At 64.0% G+C, this 19563-nt stretch carries 13 protein-coding genes; 6 read left to right on the top strand and 7 right to left on the bottom strand.

Features of this window, described 5'->3' with window-relative positions:
- Positions 1-28: 28 nt before the first annotated feature.
- The 6 genes from treZ to glmS all read right to left on the bottom strand — a co-directional run bounded on the left by treZ (position 29) and on the right by glmS (position 10334).
- A complete protein-coding gene (gene treZ / locus BLT71_RS15125; RefSeq protein ID WP_091721858.1) occupies positions 29-1798 on the bottom strand; it encodes a malto-oligosyltrehalose trehalohydrolase in 1770 nt (589 codons plus the stop codon).
- A complete protein-coding gene (gene treY / locus BLT71_RS15130; protein ID WP_091721861.1) occupies positions 1795-4125 on the bottom strand; it encodes a malto-oligosyltrehalose synthase in 2331 nt (776 codons plus the stop codon). Before treY ends, treZ begins: the two co-directional genes overlap by 4 nt.
- Complete coding sequence (gene glgX / locus BLT71_RS15135; RefSeq protein ID WP_091721863.1) at positions 4122-6380, bottom strand: glycogen debranching protein GlgX; 2259 nt, start codon at positions 6378-6380, stop codon at positions 4122-4124. Before glgX ends, treY begins: the two co-directional genes overlap by 4 nt.
- A 69-nt stretch (positions 6381-6449) precedes the next feature.
- Entirely contained in the window at positions 6450-8060 is a 1611-nt protein-coding gene (locus tag BLT71_RS15140) for an NAD(P)H-hydrate epimerase (protein WP_091721866.1), read from the bottom strand.
- 29 nt (positions 8061-8089) lie between these two features.
- Complete coding sequence (locus tag BLT71_RS15145; protein WP_091721869.1) at positions 8090-8437, bottom strand: holo-ACP synthase; 348 nt, start codon at positions 8435-8437, stop codon at positions 8090-8092.
- Between the two features lie 4 nt (positions 8438-8441).
- The gene (glmS, locus tag BLT71_RS15150; protein ID WP_091721872.1) at positions 8442-10334 is read right to left on the bottom strand and encodes a glutamine--fructose-6-phosphate transaminase (isomerizing); all 1893 of its coding nucleotides are present in this window, start codon (positions 10332-10334) and stop codon (positions 8442-8444) included.
- 104 nt (positions 10335-10438) lie between these two features.
- Between glmS and coaA the strand changes: the two genes are divergently transcribed.
- The 3 genes from coaA to mscL all read left to right on the top strand — a co-directional run bounded on the left by coaA (position 10439) and on the right by mscL (position 12793).
- Entirely contained in the window at positions 10439-11434 is a 996-nt protein-coding gene (gene coaA / locus BLT71_RS15155; RefSeq protein WP_172829987.1) for a type I pantothenate kinase, read from the top strand.
- A 5-nt stretch (positions 11435-11439) separates the two neighbouring features.
- On the top strand, positions 11440-12312 hold the full coding sequence (locus BLT71_RS15160) for a M15 family metallopeptidase (protein ID WP_091721875.1): 873 nt from the start codon (positions 11440-11442) through the stop codon (positions 12310-12312).
- Positions 12313-12403: 91 nt separating this feature from the next.
- The gene (gene mscL / locus BLT71_RS15165; RefSeq protein ID WP_091721878.1) at positions 12404-12793 is read left to right on the top strand and encodes a large conductance mechanosensitive channel protein MscL; all 390 of its coding nucleotides are present in this window, start codon (positions 12404-12406) and stop codon (positions 12791-12793) included.
- Between the two features lie 59 nt (positions 12794-12852).
- Here mscL and glmM read toward each other — a convergent pair whose 3' ends face one another.
- Positions 12853-14214, bottom strand: coding sequence for a phosphoglucosamine mutase (gene glmM / locus BLT71_RS15170; RefSeq protein ID WP_091721880.1), 1362 nt, complete (start codon positions 14212-14214; stop codon positions 12853-12855).
- A 184-nt stretch (positions 14215-14398) separates the two neighbouring features.
- Between glmM and BLT71_RS15175 the strand changes: the two genes are divergently transcribed.
- The 3 genes from BLT71_RS15175 to BLT71_RS15185 are packed head-to-tail and all read left to right on the top strand — an operon-like array spanning position 14399 to position 19510.
- Complete coding sequence (locus BLT71_RS15175) at positions 14399-15643, top strand: bifunctional glycosyltransferase family 2/GtrA family protein (protein ID WP_091721883.1); 1245 nt, start codon at positions 14399-14401, stop codon at positions 15641-15643.
- Positions 15644-15693: 50 nt separating this feature from the next.
- On the top strand, positions 15694-17589 hold the full coding sequence (locus BLT71_RS15180) for an ArnT family glycosyltransferase (protein WP_231994306.1): 1896 nt from the start codon (positions 15694-15696) through the stop codon (positions 17587-17589).
- Entirely contained in the window at positions 17561-19510 is a 1950-nt protein-coding gene (locus BLT71_RS15185; RefSeq protein ID WP_091721885.1) for a glycosyltransferase family 39 protein, read from the top strand. Before BLT71_RS15180 ends, BLT71_RS15185 begins: the two co-directional genes overlap by 29 nt.
- The last annotated feature ends 53 nt before the right edge of the window (positions 19511-19563 follow it).

Consider the following 19563-nt stretch of genomic DNA (forward strand, 5'->3'; position numbering starts at 1 on the left):
CGCGCGCACGCGGCAAGGAACGGAATCGTCAGGACTTCACGATGGCGGCGCTCCATGGAGCCAGAGCGAGGGCGTCGCCGTCCTGGCTTGTCCCCTCGTCGGTGGACAGCAGGAGGGATCCGCTGACGCCGTCCAGCCGCACCTTCGCGTCAGCGAAGTTCACCAGCACCTCAACGCTGCCGCGGCGGAACCGCAGCCAGCCGGAGTCGTCGTCGAACGCCACCTCGGTCTCACCGAAACCGAGCCCGGCCAGTTCGGGATGACTGCGCCGCAGCGCCGTCAGCGACCTGTAGAGCTCCAGCAGCCGGGCGTGGTCGCCCGTGGCGGCTTCGTCCCAGTCCAGTTTGGACCGGCGAAAGGTTTCCGGATCCTGGGGGTCAGGCACGACGGCGGGATCCCACCCCATGCGCTCGAATTCCTTGATGCGCCCTTCCGCGGTGGCCTTGCCGAGCTCGGGTTCCGGGTGGGAGGTGAAGAACTGCCACGGTGTGGTTGCCCCGTATTCCTCCCCCATAAACAGCATGGGCGTGAACGGCGAGGTCAGCGTGAGCACCGCCGCCACGGCCAGCTGCCCGTAGGACAGTGACTGGGACAGCCTGTCGCCGATGGCCCGGTTGCCGATCTGGTCGTGGTTCTGGTTGCAGACCACCAGCGCCGCCGGGTTCACCAGCGAAGCGTTGATCGGCCTGCCGTGGTGCCGGCCGCGGAAGCTGGAGTAGCTGCCGTCATGCAGGAAGCCGTCCTTGAGGACCTTGGCCAGCACCGCCAGGGACTCAAAGTCGGAGTAGTACCCGGTGGTTTCGCCGCTGACGTTCACATGGACCGCGTGGTGGAAGTCGTCGCTCCACTGCCCCGCCAGGCCGTACCCGTTGGCGTCCCGCGGGTAGATCAGGCGGGGGTTGTTCAGGTCGGACTCCGCGATCAGCGTCTTGGGCAGCCCGGTTTCGGCTGAGACGGCGTCGCCCAGGGCACCGAACTCCTCGAGGATGTGGACCGCCCGCTCGTCGCGCAGGGCGTGCACGGCGTCGAGCCGCAGCCCGTCCACGTGGTAGTCGCGGAGCCACAGCGCCAGGTTGTCCAGGATGTACTCCCGGACCACGTCGGAGCCGGGTCCGTCGAGGTTGACGGAGTCACCCCAGGTGTTGGCGTCGCCCTGTTTCAGGTACGGGCCGAACTTGGGCAGGAAGTTGCCGCTGGGGCCGAGGTGGTTGTACACCACGTCCTGGATGACCCCGAGCCCGGCAGCATGCGCGGCATCGACGAACCGCTGGTATGCGGCGGGCCCGCCGTAGCCCTCATGGACTGCGTACCACTGCACGCCGTCGTAGCCCCAGTTGTGGGTGCCGTTGAACCCGTTGACGGGCAACAGCTCCACGAAGTCGACGCCCAGGTCCGCGAGGTAGCCGAGCTTCCCGGCGGCGGCGTCCAGGATTCCCTCCGGGGTGAAGGTGCCCACGTGGAGTTCGTAGATCACCGAGCCGGTGAGTTCCCTGCCCTTCCAGCCGGAATCCTGCCACGCGTACGCGGCGGGATCGAAGGTCCGGGACAGCTTGTGGACTCCCGCGGGTACCCGCCGGGACCGGGGGTCGGGCAGCGGGTGGCTGTCGCCGTCGAGCTGGTAGCCGTAGTCCACTTCGCCCTCGGCCGGCGCGTCCGGGGCGGTCCACCAGCCTTCCGTGCCGGGCGCGGTGTCCTTCTTCGCCATGGGGTACTCCCGGCCGCCCGCCACGAGGGTGACCGAGGAGGCGTCGGGTGCCCAGACGTCGAAGCGTTCGGGTCCTTGATTGACCAGGGTCATGCGTTTCCTCCATCCACAGGGACCAGCAGGGCCACCGGGTAGGTACCCAGCACGTCGGCTACCAACACGGTGCCCGCACCAAATTCGGCGCCCGTCAGTTCGTCACGCATTGCAGCGGGAAGTTCGACGGCGGTATCGCGCCAGCCGCCCTCAGCGTCCAGGCCCGCAGGCAGCCGCGTTGCCAGGGTCACCGCCCCGGGTGTGCCGTCGGCCGTGCCGCGGGAGAACCCGAGCAGGTGTCCGGCTGCAGCACCGCTTGCCGTTATTGGGACGTAACCCTCAAAGAGCTCCGGCCGGTCCCGCTTGAGGCGAAGCGCCCGCGCAGTGGCCAGGAGCTTGCTGGCTTCCGTGCCCGCTTCGGGCAACATGCCGGCGTCGATCTTGGCGAGCTCCGCTTCCCGGAGTGCGAAGTCCACCGGCCGGCGGTTATCGGGATCGGTCAGGGACCGTTCCCAGAATTCGCTGCCCTGGTAGACGTCCGGAACGCCGGGCATGGTCAGCTGGACCAGCTTGGCGGAGAGGGAGTTGGACGCTGCGAAGGCTTCAATGCGTGCCACGAAGTCCTCCATAACCTTGGCTACGCCGGCGTCGTCGAACACAGCATCCACGGCGGCCTTCACCCGCGACTCGAAGTCCTCGTCCGGGTCAGTCCACTTCGTGGAGTTGCCGGCTTCGCGGGCAGCCTTCTCGGCGTAGCCCTGCAGGCGTTCCCGGCTGGCTGGCCAGGCGCCGACGATGGCCTGCCACAGCAGGTTCTCGTAGGGGCCGTCCGGGATGGGAGCCAGCTTCCGGAGGGTGTCCAGCGTTGCGGCCCACTCCCCCGGCAGCTCGGCGATCACGGAGATCCGTGCCCGGGCGTCCTCGCTGCGCTTGGTGTCGTGCGTGGACATGGTGGTCATGGACAGCGGCAACTCATCCTGCCGCCGGCGCATCCGGTGATGGAACTCCTCCGGGGACACGGCGAACTCGGTGGGTTCTGCGCCCACCTCGGTCAGCGTGCCCAGCCGTGTGTAGCGGTAGAACGCAGTGTCCTCCACGCCCTTGGCCATCACCATGCCGGAGGTCTGCTGGAACCGGACGGCGATGGGGTTGGCCGGGTCCAGCAGCAGCGGGAGGAGCGTCCCGACTGCAACCGCGAGGTCCGGACGGTGTTCGGCGGCAGACTCGCAGGCTTCCTTGAGAACCTCGGCCCCGGTGGGCAGGTAGCTCCGGTAGACCGGGAAGGAGGCGATGACCTCGGCCAGGGCGTCGGCTGCTTCCTCCAGTGCCAGTCCGTGGGATTCCGGGACCAGCCGGGCCAGGCGCAGCACCTCGGAGCGGAGGATGCCGTCGGCGATCATCCGCTTGGTGCCGCGGATCATCTCCGCGTAGTCGGCGGCCTCGGGAGTGCCACGCAACTCAGCGTCCAGCGCGTTCAGTGACTCTTCTCCGGCAGGATCCACGAACACCCGGTCCACGTCGGCGAGTGCGTCGTACCCGGTGGTGCCCTCGCAGGCGAAGTCCCCCGGCAGCACTTCGCCGGGTTCCAGGATCTTCTCCACCAGGACGTAGGCGCCGCCGGTGAGGTCCTTCAGCCACCGCAGGTAGCCGGCGGGGTCGGCCAGTCCGTCCGGGTGGTCGACGCGCAGGCCGTCCACCAGGCCTTCGGTGAACCAGCGGCCAACCTCGGCGTGGGCTTCTTCGAAGACGGCGGGAGTTTCCACCCGGATGCCGGCCAGGGTGGTCACCGCGAAGAAGCGGCGGTAGTTGAGCTCAGCGTCGGCGCGGCGCCAGTCCATCAGCTGGTAATGCTGGCGGCTGTGCACCTCCTGCGGGGAGTCCCCGTCGGAGTACGTCCCGTCGGCGAGGGGGAACCGGTGGTCGTAGTACCGGAGTTCCCCGTCCTTGATCTCCAGCTTGTCCAGGTCCGCGTCGGAGCCCAGCATCGGGAGCCGGACCTTGCCGCCGCCCACTTCCCAGTCGACGTCGAACGCTTCCGCGTACCGTGACCCGCGGCCCTCCTTCAGGAGTGACCACCACCAGGGGTTCTGCGCCGGGGTGGCGACGCCCACGTGGTTGGGCACGATGTCCACCAGGACACCCATGCCGTGCTCGCGGGCTGCGCGGGAAAGGGCCAGCAGCCCTTCCGGGCCACCGCGCTCGGGGTCGACGGCGGAGGGGTCGGTCACGTCGTAGCCGTGGTCCGAGCCCTGCTCCGCCGTGAGGATCGGCGACAGGTAAACCCAGTCCACGCCGAGCGACTTCAGGTACGGGACCTTCTCGGCGGCATCGAACAGGGTGAAGCTGCTGCGGATCTGCAGGCGATAGGTGGAGGCGGGCGTCCTCATGCCTGGGTTTCCTTATCGGCGCCCGTTGCCCTTGCCTCGCTCGCTTCAGCAGCCTTGGTCTGGGCTTCCACCATCTCCTCCTGGGCTTCCTCCTGCTCGGCCATGGAGGCCAGGGAGGCTGCCGCGGACAGATCCACTTCGGCCTCGGGGCCCGAGTAGGCGCGCAGAACCACCATGGACTTGGCGTCCAGCGTCAGCGTTGCACCGGCCTTGAGGGGTTCGTAGGCGTCTGCCTGGGCTGCGGTGTCGATCAGGACCTCCCAGTACTGCGAGTACTCGTCGGAGGGCAGGAGGAAGTCCACCTCGTCGTCGTGGGCGTTGAACGCCATGATGAAGCTGTCGTCGGTGATGCGGCGGCCCCGGGAGTCCTGCTCCTGGATTCCGTCACCGTTGTAGAAGACACCGATGGTCCGGCCAAAGCCGCTGCCCCAGTCCTCGGGCAGCATTTCGGTGCCGTCGGTCTTCAGCCAGACGATGTCGGGCAGCTTTTCGCCCTCGCCACGGCGGACGGGACGGCCATCGAAGAAGCGGCTGCGGCGGAACGTGGGGTGGTCGCGCCGGAGCTTGGACACGAACGCCGTGAACTCCACCAGGGGCTGGTCCATGGCTTCCCAGTGCACCCAGCTGAGCTCGGAGTCCTGGCAGTAGGTGTTGTTGTTGCCCTGCTGCGTGCGGCCCAGTTCGTCGCCGTGCAGGACCATCGGCACGCCCTGGGAGAGCAGCAGGGTGGCGATGAAGTTCCGCTGCTGGCGGGCGCGCAGGGTCAGCACCTTCTCGTCGTCGGTGTCACCTTCCTCGCCGCAGTTCCAGGACCGGTTGTGCGATTCGCCGTCGTTGTTGCCTTCGCCGTTGGCTTCGTTGTGCTTCTCGTTATAGGAGACCAGGTCCCGCATGGTGAAGCCGTCGTGGGCGGTGACGAAGTTGATGGAGGCGACCGGGCGGCGCGCGGAGCTCTCGTAGAGGTCGGCGGAGCCGGTGAGGCGGGAAGCGAATTCCCCCAGCGTTGACGGCTCGCCGCGCCAGAAGTCACGGACGGTGTCGCGGTACTTTCCGTTCCATTCCGTCCACTGCGGCGGGAAGTTGCCCACCTGGTAGCCGCCGGGGCCAACGTCCCAGGGCTCGGCGATCAGCTTGACCTGGGAAACGATGGGGTCCTGCTGGATGAGTTCGAAGAACGTTGAAAGCTTGTCCACGTCATAGAACTCGCGGGCCAGGGTGGAGGCGAGGTCGAAGCGGAAGCCGTCAACGTGCATCTCGGTAACCCAGTAGCGCAGGGAGTCCATCAGCAGCTGCAGCGAGTGCGGGTGGCGGACGTTGAGCGAGTTGCCCGTGCCGGTGTAGTCCATGTAGTGCTTGAGATCGTTGTCCACCAGCCGGTAATACGCCTGGTTGTCGATGCCCTTGAAGGACAGGGTGGGGCCCAGGTGGTTGCCCTCAGCGGTGTGGTTGTACACGACGTCGAGGATGACTTCGATGCCGGCCCGGTGCAGGTCACGGACCATGGCCTTGAATTCCTGAACCTGGTGCCCCACGTCGCCGGTAGAGCTGTAGGTGTTCTGCGGCGCGAAGAAGCCGATGGTGTTGTAGCCCCAGTAGTTGTTGAGGCCCTTCTCCTGCAGGGTGCCGTCGTTGACGAACTGGTGCACCGGCATGAGCTCGATGGCCGTGACGCCGAGCTTCTTCAGGTGCTCGATGACGGCGGGGTGGGCCACGCCTGCGTAGGTGCCGCGCTGCTCTTCGGGGATCTCCGGGTGCAGCTCGGTGAGGCCCTTGACGTGCGCCTCGTAAATGACGGACTGGTGGTACGGGACGCGGAGCTGCCGGTCGCCGTCCCATTCGAAGAACGGGTTGATGACCACGCCGTGCATGGTGTGCGCGGCCGAGTCGGCGTCGTTGCGCGAATCCGGATCACCGAACTCGTAGGAGAAGAGGGACGGGTCCCAGTCGATTTCGCCCTGGATGGCTTTCGCGTAGGGGTCCATCAGGAGCTTGTTCGGGTTGAAGCGGCTGCCGTTGGCGGGCTCGTACGGTCCGTGGACGCGGTAGCCGTACTTCTGGCCGGGCTGGATGTGCGGCAGGTAGCAATGCCAAACGTAGCCGTCCACCTCGGTCAGTTCGATCCGCGTTTCGGTCAGATCGTCAGCCAGGAGGCAGAGTTCCACCCGTTCGGCCTGTTCGCTGAACAGTGCGAAATTGGTGCCGGTGCCGTCAAAGGTAGCTCCCAGCGGGTAGGCAGTTCCAGGCCAGACTTCCATCGTGCTCCTCATTTGTTGGTCAGCAGCAGACGGCATCGGAACGCCCCTACTGCCGGTGCGAACTAATGCCTACCGTAATGGTTGGCTGTGACTATTACGTTTCCAGGCTCCAGAGTTACTAAGCATGCTGACTTTACCCCAGATTTCGGGTATGGCGTCCGGCACCGCACCTGCGGTGATCGGACCGCCGGATCGCGCGTCCGACGCCGCCCTCCCGGCGATGCCGTGCAGCGCAGCTCCCAGCGCGGCCAGCGCAGCCCAGCGGCCGTCGTCGTCGATGCCCAGGAGGCGGAAACGGTCGACGGCGGGACCCGCCTGCGCGAGCAGGGCACCGATGACGCCGGCCAGCACGTCGCCGCTGCCGGCAGTGGCAAGCCAGGGCGTGCCGTCCGCCTGGCTGAAGGCTCCGCCGCCGGGCCCGGCCACCAACGTGGCGGGACCTTTCAACAGGACGGTGGCCCCGGTGAGGCCGGCAGCCTTGCGGACGGCCTCGAAGGTGGCGGCTTCCACGGCCTCACGGTCGCCGAACCGGGCGTCGGCTTCGCCTTCCAAGCGCTTCAGCAGCGCGGCGAGCTCACCGGCGTGCGGGGTCAGCACCACATGCGGTGCGAGCTTTTGGGGCAGCGCCGGCAGCGCGCCGGCGTCGGCCACAACGGGCAGGCCGGTTTCGATGGCATCGCCAGCCCGTGCCAGCTGTTCGTGGTCCTCCGGCCCCATGCCCGGGCCCACCAGCCAGGCCTGCACCCGGTTGTCCGCCACGGATCCGTCGCTGCACACCACTTCGGGGCATGACTGCCGCACCAGGTCAGCCACCTCGGGCGGGCCGAGATACCGGACCATGCCCACACCGGCGGCAAGTGCCCCGCGGCAAGCCAGCACGGCAGCGCCCGGATACTGCACGGAGCCGGCCACGATGCCCAGAACCCCGCGCGAGTATTTGTGTGCCCGCCGGGCAGGATGCGGTAAAAGTCCGGAGAGCTCTGCCTCCCCGAGACGGCGGAGGACCGGAGCGGGCAGGTGTTCTTCGATGCCGATGGGTACCACGTGCACCCTGCCGGCATGGTCAGCACCGGGGTCAGCCAGCAGGCCCGCCTTGGCTCCGCCGAACGTCACCGTCAGGTCGGCGGGCAGCACCGGCCCGGCAGCCTTGCCGGTATCCGCGTTCACGCCGCTGGGCAGGTCGCAGGCCACCACGAACCCGTCGCCGCCGGCAGGGTGGCGCGCCTCAAGGACGGCTTCAACTAACGTGGCAGCACTCCCCCGCAGCCCGCCGTTCGCGCCGGTGCCCAGGATGGCGTCAATGACGACGCCGGCACGCAGGGTTTCCGCGGCGAGCGGCTCGAGTGCGAGTTCGGTCAGTTCCTCCGCACGGCCGCCGGCGCGTTTGAAGGCAGCAAGCGCCGCCGGGTGGGCCGCACCGCCGGTGAGGACCGCCGTCGTACGCATCCCGCGAGCGGCGAGGAAAGCTGCGGCGTAGAGGCCGTCGCCGCCGTTGTTGCCTTTGCCTGCCAGCACCACCAGGCGGGTGCCGTAGATGCGGCGCCCCCGGGAGCGCAGTTCGGTGATGACCGCGTTGGCGAGGCCGTGGGCAGCGCGCTGCATCAGGACGTCACCGCGGCCGGCATCGAGGAGCGGCTCCTCGGCGGCACGGACCTGTGTTCCGCTGTAGGCGTTGATCATCGTCTGGGGTCCCTGCGGGCGGGGCCGGGTCAGCCTTCGGCCACGACCGTTGCCGTGGCGATGCCGCCGTCGTGGCTGATGGACAGGTGCCAGCGCTTGACGCCCTTTGCCTCCGCCACTGCCAGGACCGTGCCCTTGACCTGCACGGTGGGCCCGTTGTGGTCCAGGCCGATCCAGCAGTCCTGCCAGTTCATGCCTGCAGGCGCGCCAAGGACCTTGGCCACGGCTTCCTTGGCGGCGAACCTGGCAGCCAGGGACCGGGTGTTGAGCTCGCGCTCGGCGGGCACGAACAGCCGGTCCCGAAGGCCCGGTGTCCGTTCCAGCTGGCGGCCGAACCGCTCGATGTCTACTACGTCTACCCCAATGCCAACGATCATGGGACTACTCTACGGTGACGCTCTTGGCGAGGTTGCGCGGCTGGTCCACGTCGTAGCCCTTTGCTGCGGCGAGTTCCGCGGCGAAGATCTGCAGCGGCACGGTGGTCAGCAGCGGCATCAGCAGCGTGGGCGTTTCCGGGACGTAGAAGACGTGCTCGGCGTAGGCCTTCACGGCTTCATCGCCTTCCTCGGCGATCACCAGGGTCCGGGCGCCGCGGGCGCGGATTTCCTGGATGTTGGAGACCACTTTGGCATGCAGCGAATCGCGGCCGCGCGGGGACGGGACCACCACGAACACCGGCTGGCCCTCGTCGATCAGGGCGATCGGGCCGTGCTTGAGCTCGCCGGCTGCGAAACCTTCGGCGTGGATGTACGCGATTTCCTTGAGCTTCAGCGCACCTTCCAGGGCCACCGGGTAGCCCACGTGCCGGCCCAGGAACAGCACCGACTTCTCGTCCGCCATGGACCGGGCCAGTTCCCGCAGGGGGCCGGCGTTGTCCAGGATGGTCTGGATCTTGTCCGGGATCTTGGCCAGGTCCGCGAGGACGTCCTTGATCTGGCCGGAGAAGATGTTCCCGCGCAGCTGCGCCAGGTACAGGCCGAGCAGGTACGCGGCCGTGATCTGGGCCAGGAACGCCTTCGTGGACGCCACGGCGATCTCCGGGCCGGCGTGCGTGTACAGCACAGCATCGGATTCACGCGGGATGGTGGACCCGTTGGTGTTACAGATCGAGATGGTCTTCGCACCCTGCTCGCGGGCGTACCGGACAGCCATCAGGGTGTCCATGGTCTCGCCGGACTGGGAGATGGACACCACCAGGGTGTTCTCGTCCAGGATCGGGTCCCGGTACCGGAACTCGTGCGCCAGCTCCACCTCGGTGGGGATCCGGCACCAGTTCTCAATGGCGTACTTGGCCACCGTGCCGGCGTACGCGGCGGTGCCGCAGGCCAGCACCACGATCTTGTTGACCTGCTTGAGCAGCTCGGGGTCGATCCGCAGCTCGCTCAGGGTCAGCTTGCCCTCCAGGTCCGAGCGGCCCAGCAGGGTCTGCGCCACGGCGTCGGGCTGGTCATGGATTTCCTTCTCCATGAACGAGGAGAAGCCGCCCTTCTTCGCCGAGGCCGGGTCCCAGTCAACGTGGTATTCCTTGCCCTCGGCCGGGTTGCCGAAGAAGTCAGTGATTTCCACCGAGTCGGCGGTGATGGTGACAATCTGGTCCTGGCCCAGCTCCACCGCGCGGCGGGTGTAATCGATGAACCCGGACACGTCCGAGCCCAGGAAGTTCTCCCCCTCACCCAGGCCCACCACCAGCGGTGAGTTACGGCGGGCAGCAACCACCACGTCGGGCTGGTCCGCGTGGACAGCCAGCAGCGTGAAGGCGCCCTCGAGGCGCTGGCAGGCCAGTTCCATGGCCTTGGTCAGGCCTCCGTTGGAGACGTCCCCGCCCAACTGGTTCCGGAAAATGTCCGCCAGCAGCGCGGCAGCAACCTCGGTGTCCGTCTCGGACAGGAAGGTCACACCCTTCTCCACCAGCTCGAGCTTGAGCTCGGCAAAGTTTTCGATGATGCCGTTGTGGATCACGGCCAGCTTCCCGCCATCAGCCAGGTGCGGGTGCGCGTTACGGTCCGTGGGGCCGCCATGGGTGGCCCAGCGCGTGTGGCCGATGCCGGTCAGGGTCTCCGGCAGGGGACGCTCCTCCAGCTCAGCCAGCAGGTTGCTCAGCTTCCCGGACTTCTTCCGCGACTCGATCACACCATCCGAGACCACAGCAACGCCCGCCGAGTCATAACCGCGGTACTCCAGCCGGCGAAGCCCCTCAAGGACAACGTCCAAAGCACTGTGACCATTAACAGCGCCGTCAACAGAACGGCCTACATAACCCACGATTCCACACATAGCCTCAAGAGTATCGGGTGGGAACTGGTTGCTTGTAACCCGGAACCGTATCTTGAGCCCTTCTTGCCCGTCCCGCCGCGCCCCGGAGCCGCTTCCATTTCGCTATGCGCGGAGTGCGGGGCAGAATCTCTAACGTGACTTTGCAACGCAACGAGGCGAACGGGGAGGGTGCCTCCCCGTTCGTGGAACTGGACCGGCAGACCTGGTCCAGGCTGGCAGCACAGATGGAGCAACCCCTTAACGAAGAGGATATTGTCCGCCTGCGCGGCCTTGGCGATCCCCTGGACATGAAGGAAATCCGCGAGGTCTATCTTCCGCTGTCCCGCCTCCTGCACCTCTATGTGGAAGCTGCGGGCCAGTTGCACGCGGCCACCACCACCTTCCTGGGCGAACAGACCCAGCGCACCCCGTTCGTCATCGGCGTTGCCGGGTCGGTTGCCGTGGGCAAGTCAACCATTGCGCGCGTGCTGCGGGAGATGCTCCGGCGCTGGCCCGGTACACCCAATGTGGAGCTCATCACCACCGACGGCTTCCTGTATCCCCTGGCCGAGCTCAAGCGGCGGCAGTTGCTGGACCGGAAGGGTTTCCCGGAGTCCTATGACCGGCGGGCGCTGCTGCGGTTCGTGAGCGAGATCAAGGGCGGGGCCGAGGAAGTCCACGCACCCTGGTACTCGCATGTCACGTACGACATCGTTCCCGAAAAGGAAGTAGTGGTCCGCCGGCCAGACGTCCTCATTGTCGAAGGCCTGAACGTGCTGGCTCCGGCGCGCCCGAGGCATGACGGCCGGCAGGGGTTGGCGCTGAGCGACTTCTTCGACTTCTCCATCTATGTGGACGCCAAGACTTCCTATATCGAGGAGTGGTACGTGGACCGGTTCCGGAAGCTGCGGACCACGGCGTTCGCGCAGCCGGAGTCCTACTTCCACCGGTATGCCAGCCTGTCCGATGACGAGGCGGAGAGCACCGCCCGGGACATTTGGAAGCGGATCAACGAGCCCAACTTGGAGGAGAACGTCCTTCCCACCAGGGGCCGGGCCCAGCTGGTGCTCACCAAGGACTCCGACCACACCATCCGCCGGATGCTCCTCAGGAAGGTTTAGCACAGGTGTGCCACAACTGCGCTGCGTCAGCCGTAACGGCCAGCCGCCGGAGCTTCGCCCGCTTCCTCGCCGTGGGGGCCGGGCTGACTGTACTCACCGCCTGCACGCCCGGCGCACCGGAGGCCGCGGCGCCGTCGTCGGCCCCGCCATCTTCTTCCCCGGTTCCGTCCCCGACGGCGGCGGGCACCCCGGTTGCCGCACCTGAGGCAGCGACGGTGGCCGGCACGCCGCCGGAACCTTCCGCATCCCCTTCACCGTCTGCGGCGCTCCCCCGCCAGTTTTCCCTGACGGATCCTGCCAGCCCGTGGGTAGTGGTCAACAAGCACCGGCCGCTGGCCCCCGCTGACTATGCGCCGGCGGACTTGGTGAGTCCCGCCGTCGGGATCTCCGCGTCCGGTGAGTCCGCGCTGCTGAACAGTACGACGGCGGCAGCGGCCGAGGCGATGTTCGCGGCTGCGGCGCGGGACGGCGTGGTAATGGTCCTGGCCAGCGGGTACCGCTCCTATGCCACGCAGGTGTCCACGTACAACGGGTATGTGGCCGCGCGCGGTCAGGCGGACGCAGACACCGCCAGCGCCCGGCCGGGCTACTCGGAGCATCAGACGGGATGGTCCTTCGATATTGCCGACGGCGGCGGAGCGTGCGCCTTCCAGCCGTGCTTCGCAGAGCAGCCCGCCGCCGTGTGGGCGAAAGCCAACGCCCACCGGTTCGGTTTCGTGGTGCGGTACCCGTGGATGTTCCATGAAACCACCGGGTACTACTACGAGCCGTGGCACCTGCGGTACATCGGCGTCGAGGCGGCCACGGACATGTCCGCACGCGGCATTGTCACGCTCGAGGAGTACTTTGGCGTGGGGGCGGCACCGGGGTACCCCTAACGGACAATGCGGCCGCCAAGTTCCCAACACGGTTCAAAATTGGGGGCTTGGGTTCACACGGGGTTAACAGACGTGGGCTAGCTTGGAACTCATGTTGACCGGATTCAAGAATTTCATCATGAAGGGCAACGTCGTAGACCTTGCCGTCGCTGTCGTGATGGGTGCCGCTTTCGGCGCCGTCGTCACATCGATCGTTGAAGGGCTGCTCACACCGCTGATCGGCCTCCTGTTCCAGGCGAAGGGAATCGAGGAGATGCAGTGGGAGGGCTTCCTCTACGGACGCGTCATCTCCGCCATCATTTCGTTCGTGCTGATTGCCGCCGCCATCTACTTTGTTGTGGTCATGCCCATGAACCACATGATCGAGCGGCGCAACCGCCGTCTCGGCATCAACCCTGACGTCAAGGAAGAATCTGCAGAGGATCCGCAGATCGCCCTGCTCACCGAGATCCGCGACGAGCTGCGAAGCCGCTCGTCCTAGCCGCTATGCAGATGAGGCCCGCTTCCAGTCGTGGAAGCGGGCCTCATCTGTTTATCCAGCTATTCGCTGATGAGTTCCAGCGCCAGTTCCGTGCGGACCACCTGTGCAAGGTGTTCTGCAATGGACTGCGCGGTTTCTTCGTCGGCGGCCTCCACCATGACCCGGACCACGGGCTCGGTGCCCGAGGGGCGGAGAAGGACGCGGCCGGCCTCACCCAAGGCGGCCTCAGCGGCTTTAACGGCCTGGGCCAGGACGTCATTGCTGTTGACCTTGGTGCGGTCCACGCCCTTGACGTTGATGAGGACCTGCGGGAGCTTGGTCATGACGGCGGCCAGGTCCTTGAGGGTGGTCCCGGTCAGGGCCACCTGGGCGGCGAGCTGCAGGCCGGTGAGCAGGCCGTCGCCGGTGGTGGCGTGGTCCGAGAAGATGACGTGGCCGGACTGTTCCCCGCCGAGGTTGAAGCCGCCTTCACGCATGCTTTCCAGGACGTAGCGGTCCCCCACGGCTGTTTCGCGGATGCTGATGCCGGCGTCGCGGAGGGCGATCTTGAGGCCGAGGTTGCTCATGACGGTGGCCACCAGGACGTCGTCATTCAGCTTGCCGGCCTTTTTGAGGGCGACGGCGAGAATCGCCATGATCTGGTCGCCGTCCACTTCGTTGCCTTCGTGGTCCACGGCCAGGCAGCGGTCCGCGTCGCCGTCGTGGGCGATGCCAAGGTCCGCACCGTACTGGAGGACGGCTTCCTTGAGCGGGCCCAGGTGGGTGGAGCCCACGCCGTCGTTGATGTTGAGCCCGTCCGGGTCCGCACCGATGACGATGACGTCCGCGCCGGCGTCCTTGAAGACCTGCGGCGAGCAGCCGCTGGCAGCGCCGTGGGCGCAGTCCAGGACCACGGTGAGGCCCTCGAGTCGGTGCGGGAGGGTGCTGAGGAGGTGGACGACGTAGCGGTCCTCGGCGTCGGAGAAGCGCTGGATGCGTCCGACGTCGGGACCGATGGGGCGGACGGCCTCGTTGTGCATCTGGGCCTCGATGGCGTCTTCGACGTCGTCGGGGAGTTTCTGGCCGCCCCTGGCGAAGAACTTGATGCCGTTGTCCGGCGCCGGGTTGTGGGAGGCGGAGATCATGACGCCGAAATCGGCTTCAAGGTCTGCCACCAGGTACGCGGCGGCCGGGGTGGGAAGGACGCCGGCGTCGTAGACGTCGATGCCCGAACTGGACAGCCCGGCCTCCACCGCGGCGGCGATGAATTCCCCGCTGGCGCGCGGATCACGGGCCACCACGGCGCGGGGCCGGGAGCCGTTGGAGTTGCGGTCGTGGCCAAGTACGACGGCGGCCGCCTGGGCCAGCTGCAGGGCCAGCTCCGCTGTCAGCAGGCCGTTGGCCAGCCCCCGGACACCATCAGTTCCAAATAATCTAGACACCGGTCAAGTGTATGGGATGGCGGTGGCGGCACCTGCGTAGGCGGCCTCGGAAGAGCCAGTTCTACCTGTTGGGTACCTGCCTTCCGATGGGCGTAATCACTGGGACTACTTGGTTCCTTTCGCTGCTACCTGTCTTCAGCAAAAACCCTCGCCACGCCCAATTAGCGGCCCCTACGATCCATTCATGACACCTAGCTATGGGGGCTTGGCGCTCGAAATTGTAGTACCGGTCTACAACGAAGAAGCGGTACTCGAAAGCAGCATCACAAGGCTCGCCGAATACTTGACGAATGAAATGCCGTCGACGTGGAGAATCACCATCGCCGATAATGCAAGCACCGACCGGACGCCGGTGATTGCCGCTCGACTCAGCGAGCATTTGGAGAACGTCGGTTACCGCCGGCTTGAAGCTAAAGGGCGCGGACTGGCACTGAGAGATGCCTGGAGCGCCTCGGAAGCCAAAGTGCTCGCATACCTTGATGTGGACCTCTCAACCGACTTGGCCGCGCTTCCGCCGCTGGTGGCACCCCTGTTGTCCGGGCACTCCGATATCTCTATTGGTACGCGACTGGGCCAGAGTTCGAGGGTGAGCCGTGGCCCAAAGCGCGAATTCATTTCCCGTTCCTACAACTTCCTGCTGCGGCGAACAATGCAGGTTCGTTTTTCGGACGCGCAGTGCGGGTTCAAGGCAATTCGGGCTGATGTGGCCAAACGCCTGCTCCCCCATGTGGAGGATAACGGCTGGTTTTTCGACACCGAGTTGCTGATCATTGCTGAGCGCTCCGTACTCCGCATCCACGAAATTCCCGTTGACTGGGTTGATGACCCGGACAGCCGGGTGGATATCAAGCAGACTGCTTTTGACGATCTGCGCGGAATGGTGCGGGTGGCCGGATCCCTGGTTAAAGGTGCGATTCCCGTGCAGGCCATCTATGCCGAGCTCGGACGCCGGCCGATCGTCCCTTTGGGCCGGCCAAGCTTTTTCGGCCAAGTTCTCCGCTTTGGACTTGTAGGGGTTGCTTCGACCCTGGCCTTCGCGCTGCTCTACCTGGTACTGCAGGACCCTTTTGGTGCACAGGAAGCCAATTTCCTTGCGCTGCTGCTGACCGCCGTCGGCAACACGGCGGCCAATAGGCGCTTCACCTTCGGTATCAGCGGACCGGCCAAACTCTTCACCCAGCAGTTTCAAGGGCTGATAGTCTTCCTGCTCGCCTGGAGCATTACGTCTTCATCGCTGCTGACGCTCCACGCACTGCATCCCGATGCCGCGCCTAACGTGGAGTTGTTGATTCTCACGGCCGCAAATGTTCTGGCCACCATGATGCGTTTTGTTCTACTTCGTCTGTGGGTGTTCCGAAGCAACCACAACCACGTGATCTCCGGGCAGTCCTTCGGCGGCAAAGTTGCAGCTAGTGGGAATGTCCTGTGAGTGGGCTGCTGTCACACTCCGGACGTGGGATTGAAAACAGGGCAGATTTCGTGACCGGGAAGCTGGAACGAGTTGTTCCAACTTTCTGGAGGCGCCTCATATGGGGGAACAACCAAGAGCGGACGTGGGAACGTCCCGCGCTCGTGTTCCTGCTTATTGGGACGTCGTTTATCTACTTGTGGGCGCTCGATTCCAACGGTTGGGCTAATCCCTACTATTCAGCAGCTGCCCAGGCGGGAAGTCAGGATTGGAAAGCCTTCTTTTTCGGATCATTCGAGGGAGGGAACCTGATAACGGTGGACAAGACACCATTGAGCATTTGGGTCATGTCCCTTTCGGTGCGATTATTTGGCTTGAGTAGCTGGAGTCTTCTCGCGCCCCAAGCCCTGATGGGCGTCTTATCCACTGGCTTTCTCTACGGCATCGTTCGTCGTGGTTTCGGCCCGAGGACGTCACTGTTTGCAGCAGCAGCATATGCGAGTACTCCGGTAGTAGTGCTGATGTCGCGTTTCAACAATCCAGAACCACTCATGGGCTTTCTTACCATCGTTTCAGTTTGGACTGCACTAAAAGCAATGGAGTCGGGGCGGCTAAGGACCTTTGCATTGGCAGGATCCCTGCTGGGACTGGCTTTCATGGCCAAACAGGTACAGGCACTTTTGGTTGTTCCCTCGCTGGCCGTGTCTGTACTGGCGTTCAGCACCGGCAGTCTGTTCGCCAGGACCCGTCAGTTGTTGGTGTCGGCAACCGCCCTCATCGTGGCGGGGGGCGCCTGGCTACTCGCGGTAGAGGTCATCCCATCATCCGCGCGTCCCTATATTGGTGGTTCGGTCACAAACAGCGCCATCGAGCTGAGTCTGGACTACAACGGTCTTGCACGGTTTGTTCATATACCGATCAATTCCGAGGGTAATCGAGCCACAACCAAGGACGATGTTTCTCCCCACAGTGATGGCTTCACCCGAATCTTCAACGGCAATTTTGCACCCGAAATCGCTTGGATCTTGTTTGCGGGCGTGGTGTGCTGCCTAATTCTGGTTGTCCTCGGCAGGACTATGAACTTTTCCCTGCAGCAGCGCAATATTACAGCCATCGCGACAACATGGTTTCTCACGGCGTTCCTTGTTCTTTGCTTCATGGGAACCATGATTCACACCTACTACACCTATTCCCTAGCCGCACCGCTAGCAGTAGTCCTAGCAGTCGGGTTCTCATGCCTGTGGCGGGTCAGACAGCGACTGATACTGAGGACTCTCGGTGCAGTTCTGGTGGTTTCGAGCAGCTACATGACAATCAGGATCATGGAGTACGGCAAGGACTGGCCCGCTTGGATGGCGCCGACGATCATGCTACTGGGCGCAATTGCTGCAGTCTTTTGGCTGCTCGCTGCTACTCGAGGCCCGATACCAACAATGGGTGCCCTCGTTTTGGGGGCGGTCCTCCTTGGCGCGCCTTTGGCAGCTGATATGTTCACCCTCTCAACACCGCAGCATGGCACAAATCCACTTTCCGGACCGACGGGAAATGACCCCATGTCCATGTCACGCCTTATCCTCGCAATCAAGGATGGTAAGCCGCCATGGGCGCAGCAGACGGCGCTTGGGGCGGAGCCTTCGAACAAGGTAGTGAACCTACTTCACAACGAGACTTTGCAGCAGACCTGGGGCGCTGCCACATACTCTGCGCAGAATGCGGCCTTATACCAACTGGAGTCACTCCGACCCGTAATACCTTTAGGAGGTTGGCTTGGAACGGATCCCGCTCCTACTCTGGCAGAATTCCAATCCCTTGTCGCCCAGCACCGCATCGGCTTCTTTATATGGCAACAGGACCTTTTAGACCGAGGTGAACTCAGCGCTGAAACCATCAGCATCTCCGATTGGGTCCGGGAAAACTTTCAGGAGCAGGTGATTGACGGTGTCCACCTTTACGACCTTCGAGGCTGACAATCAAAAAATCCCTCTAGCCACCGCGGAGCTCGTCAGGGCACGGATATGCCTTGCCGGCATGCGCCTTTGGCGGGGGCAATTAGAAGATCCTCGCTGGGAACGACCTGCGCTTCTGCTTATTCTGGCAATGAATGCAACGCTCTACTGCTGGAATCTGAGCATTAATGGCTGGGCGAACTACTTCTACAGTGCCGGAGTGCAGTCGGGAACGATGGATCCTAAGGCACTATTCTTCGGATCCTCTGACTGGGGTAATTCTATTACCGTGGACAAACCGCCATTAAGCCTTTGGATAATGGGCTTGTCAGTCCGTCTCCTTGGCCTAAATTCCGTGGGAATCCTACTTCCCCAGGCTTTGATGGGTGTTGTAACAACCTTTCTAATATACGCTATTCTTCACCGTACGGTCTCCAGTATTGCCCGCCTTTTAGGGGCGGTCATATTCTTCACAACGCCGATCATTACCCTGATGTCTCGCTACAACAATCCAGACCCTCTGATGCTGTTACTCATGGTCGGCGCCCTGTGGTTCACAGTTCGAGCCATAGAGACGGGCCGCGGGAGGATGCTCGTTGCAACAGGAGCATTGCTGGGCTTGGCATTCATGACCAAGCAGTTGCAAGGTCTGCTCAGCCTCCCAGCGCTCGGGATATCTTTTCTACTCTTCAGTGGCCAAAGGTGGCCCAAACGTATCCTCACAGCTGCATGTGCGGGAGTCGTTCTGGTTGTATCTGGAGGGCTATGGATGACGATGGTCGACCTGACACCCGCGAACCATAGACCATATGTAGGCGGGTCGGTCAACAACAGCGTTTTAGATCTAACGTTCGGCTACAACGGCATCGATCGGATAGCTACCGGGGGCGAAATCACGAACGCCATGCAGGTGCCGGATCAATATCGAACGAGTCCAAGCGACGCCGGCCTATTTAGGCTATTGAATGCCAACTACAACCAAGAAAGTTCCTGGCTTCTTTTCGCAGCCATGTTGGCGATTCTACTGCTCGGTGCGGCGTGGAAAAATTTGCCAAATGCCCCTGCGTTACGCTTCTTGGTTGTGGCCTCTTGCACGTGGCTGCTCACCGCCTTTCTTCTTCTTAGCTTCATGGGGAACCAGATTCACACGTACTACACCGCAGCGCTGGGGCCACCGCTCGCACTTGTACTCGGGCTGACGGTCGAAGTAGTAGTTTGCCAGAGGCACCGAATAGGGATTCGCCTATCCGGCACTGTCATAGCACTGGCTGCCCTGGTGTCAACATGGCTGATAATTTCGGGAACGACGCTCTGGCCCGAATGGCTATCTACGGCCGCCCTGCTCATCGGCATACTGGCGCTCTCGGCCTTAGCTGTGAATGCACCCAGTCCAAAGATTCATGTTGGCGCTGCAATGCTCTTGGCGGTAGCGCTTCTTTCCGGGCCCGCTCTAACCTCCATGCATAACGTAACTGTTGGATTTACAGGCTCAAACCCACTTTCTGGAGGGTTGTCTAGAAACCCTGCCGGCATAAGTCACCTCTTGCAAGCGCTGCGCAACAATGAGATGCCGTGGGGTCATGACATTGCCTTCGGTCGAGCTCCTGACATAGAGCTGGTTGAAACTGTCGCGAACGCGAAAGGCTGTACGTGGGCAGCTGCAACATACGCGAGTCAAACGTCAGCACGACTTCAATTGGCTTCCAATCGGCCTGTCATGCCTCTGGGAGGATTTGCCGGCAGCGATCCCTCGCCATCACTTGACGAGTTCAAGCGGAAGGTGGCCGACGGGCAAATTTGCTACTACGTGGAACAGCAAGCCTTCTTGGAAGTCCAGGGCCCGGATTCTATTGCAGTAGCGATTTCCGATTGGGTGCACAGCAATTTTCAATCGCAATTACTCGGAAGTACCACAGTTTTCCGTCTCGTGAAGGACTCATAACAGCACAGAAGCCCGCCCCGCCGAAAGGCGGGACGGGCTTCTTTATAAGCGGA

The organism is Pseudarthrobacter equi, from assembly GCF_900105535.1.
Classification (GTDB): domain Bacteria; phylum Actinomycetota; class Actinomycetes; order Actinomycetales; family Micrococcaceae; genus Arthrobacter; species Arthrobacter equi.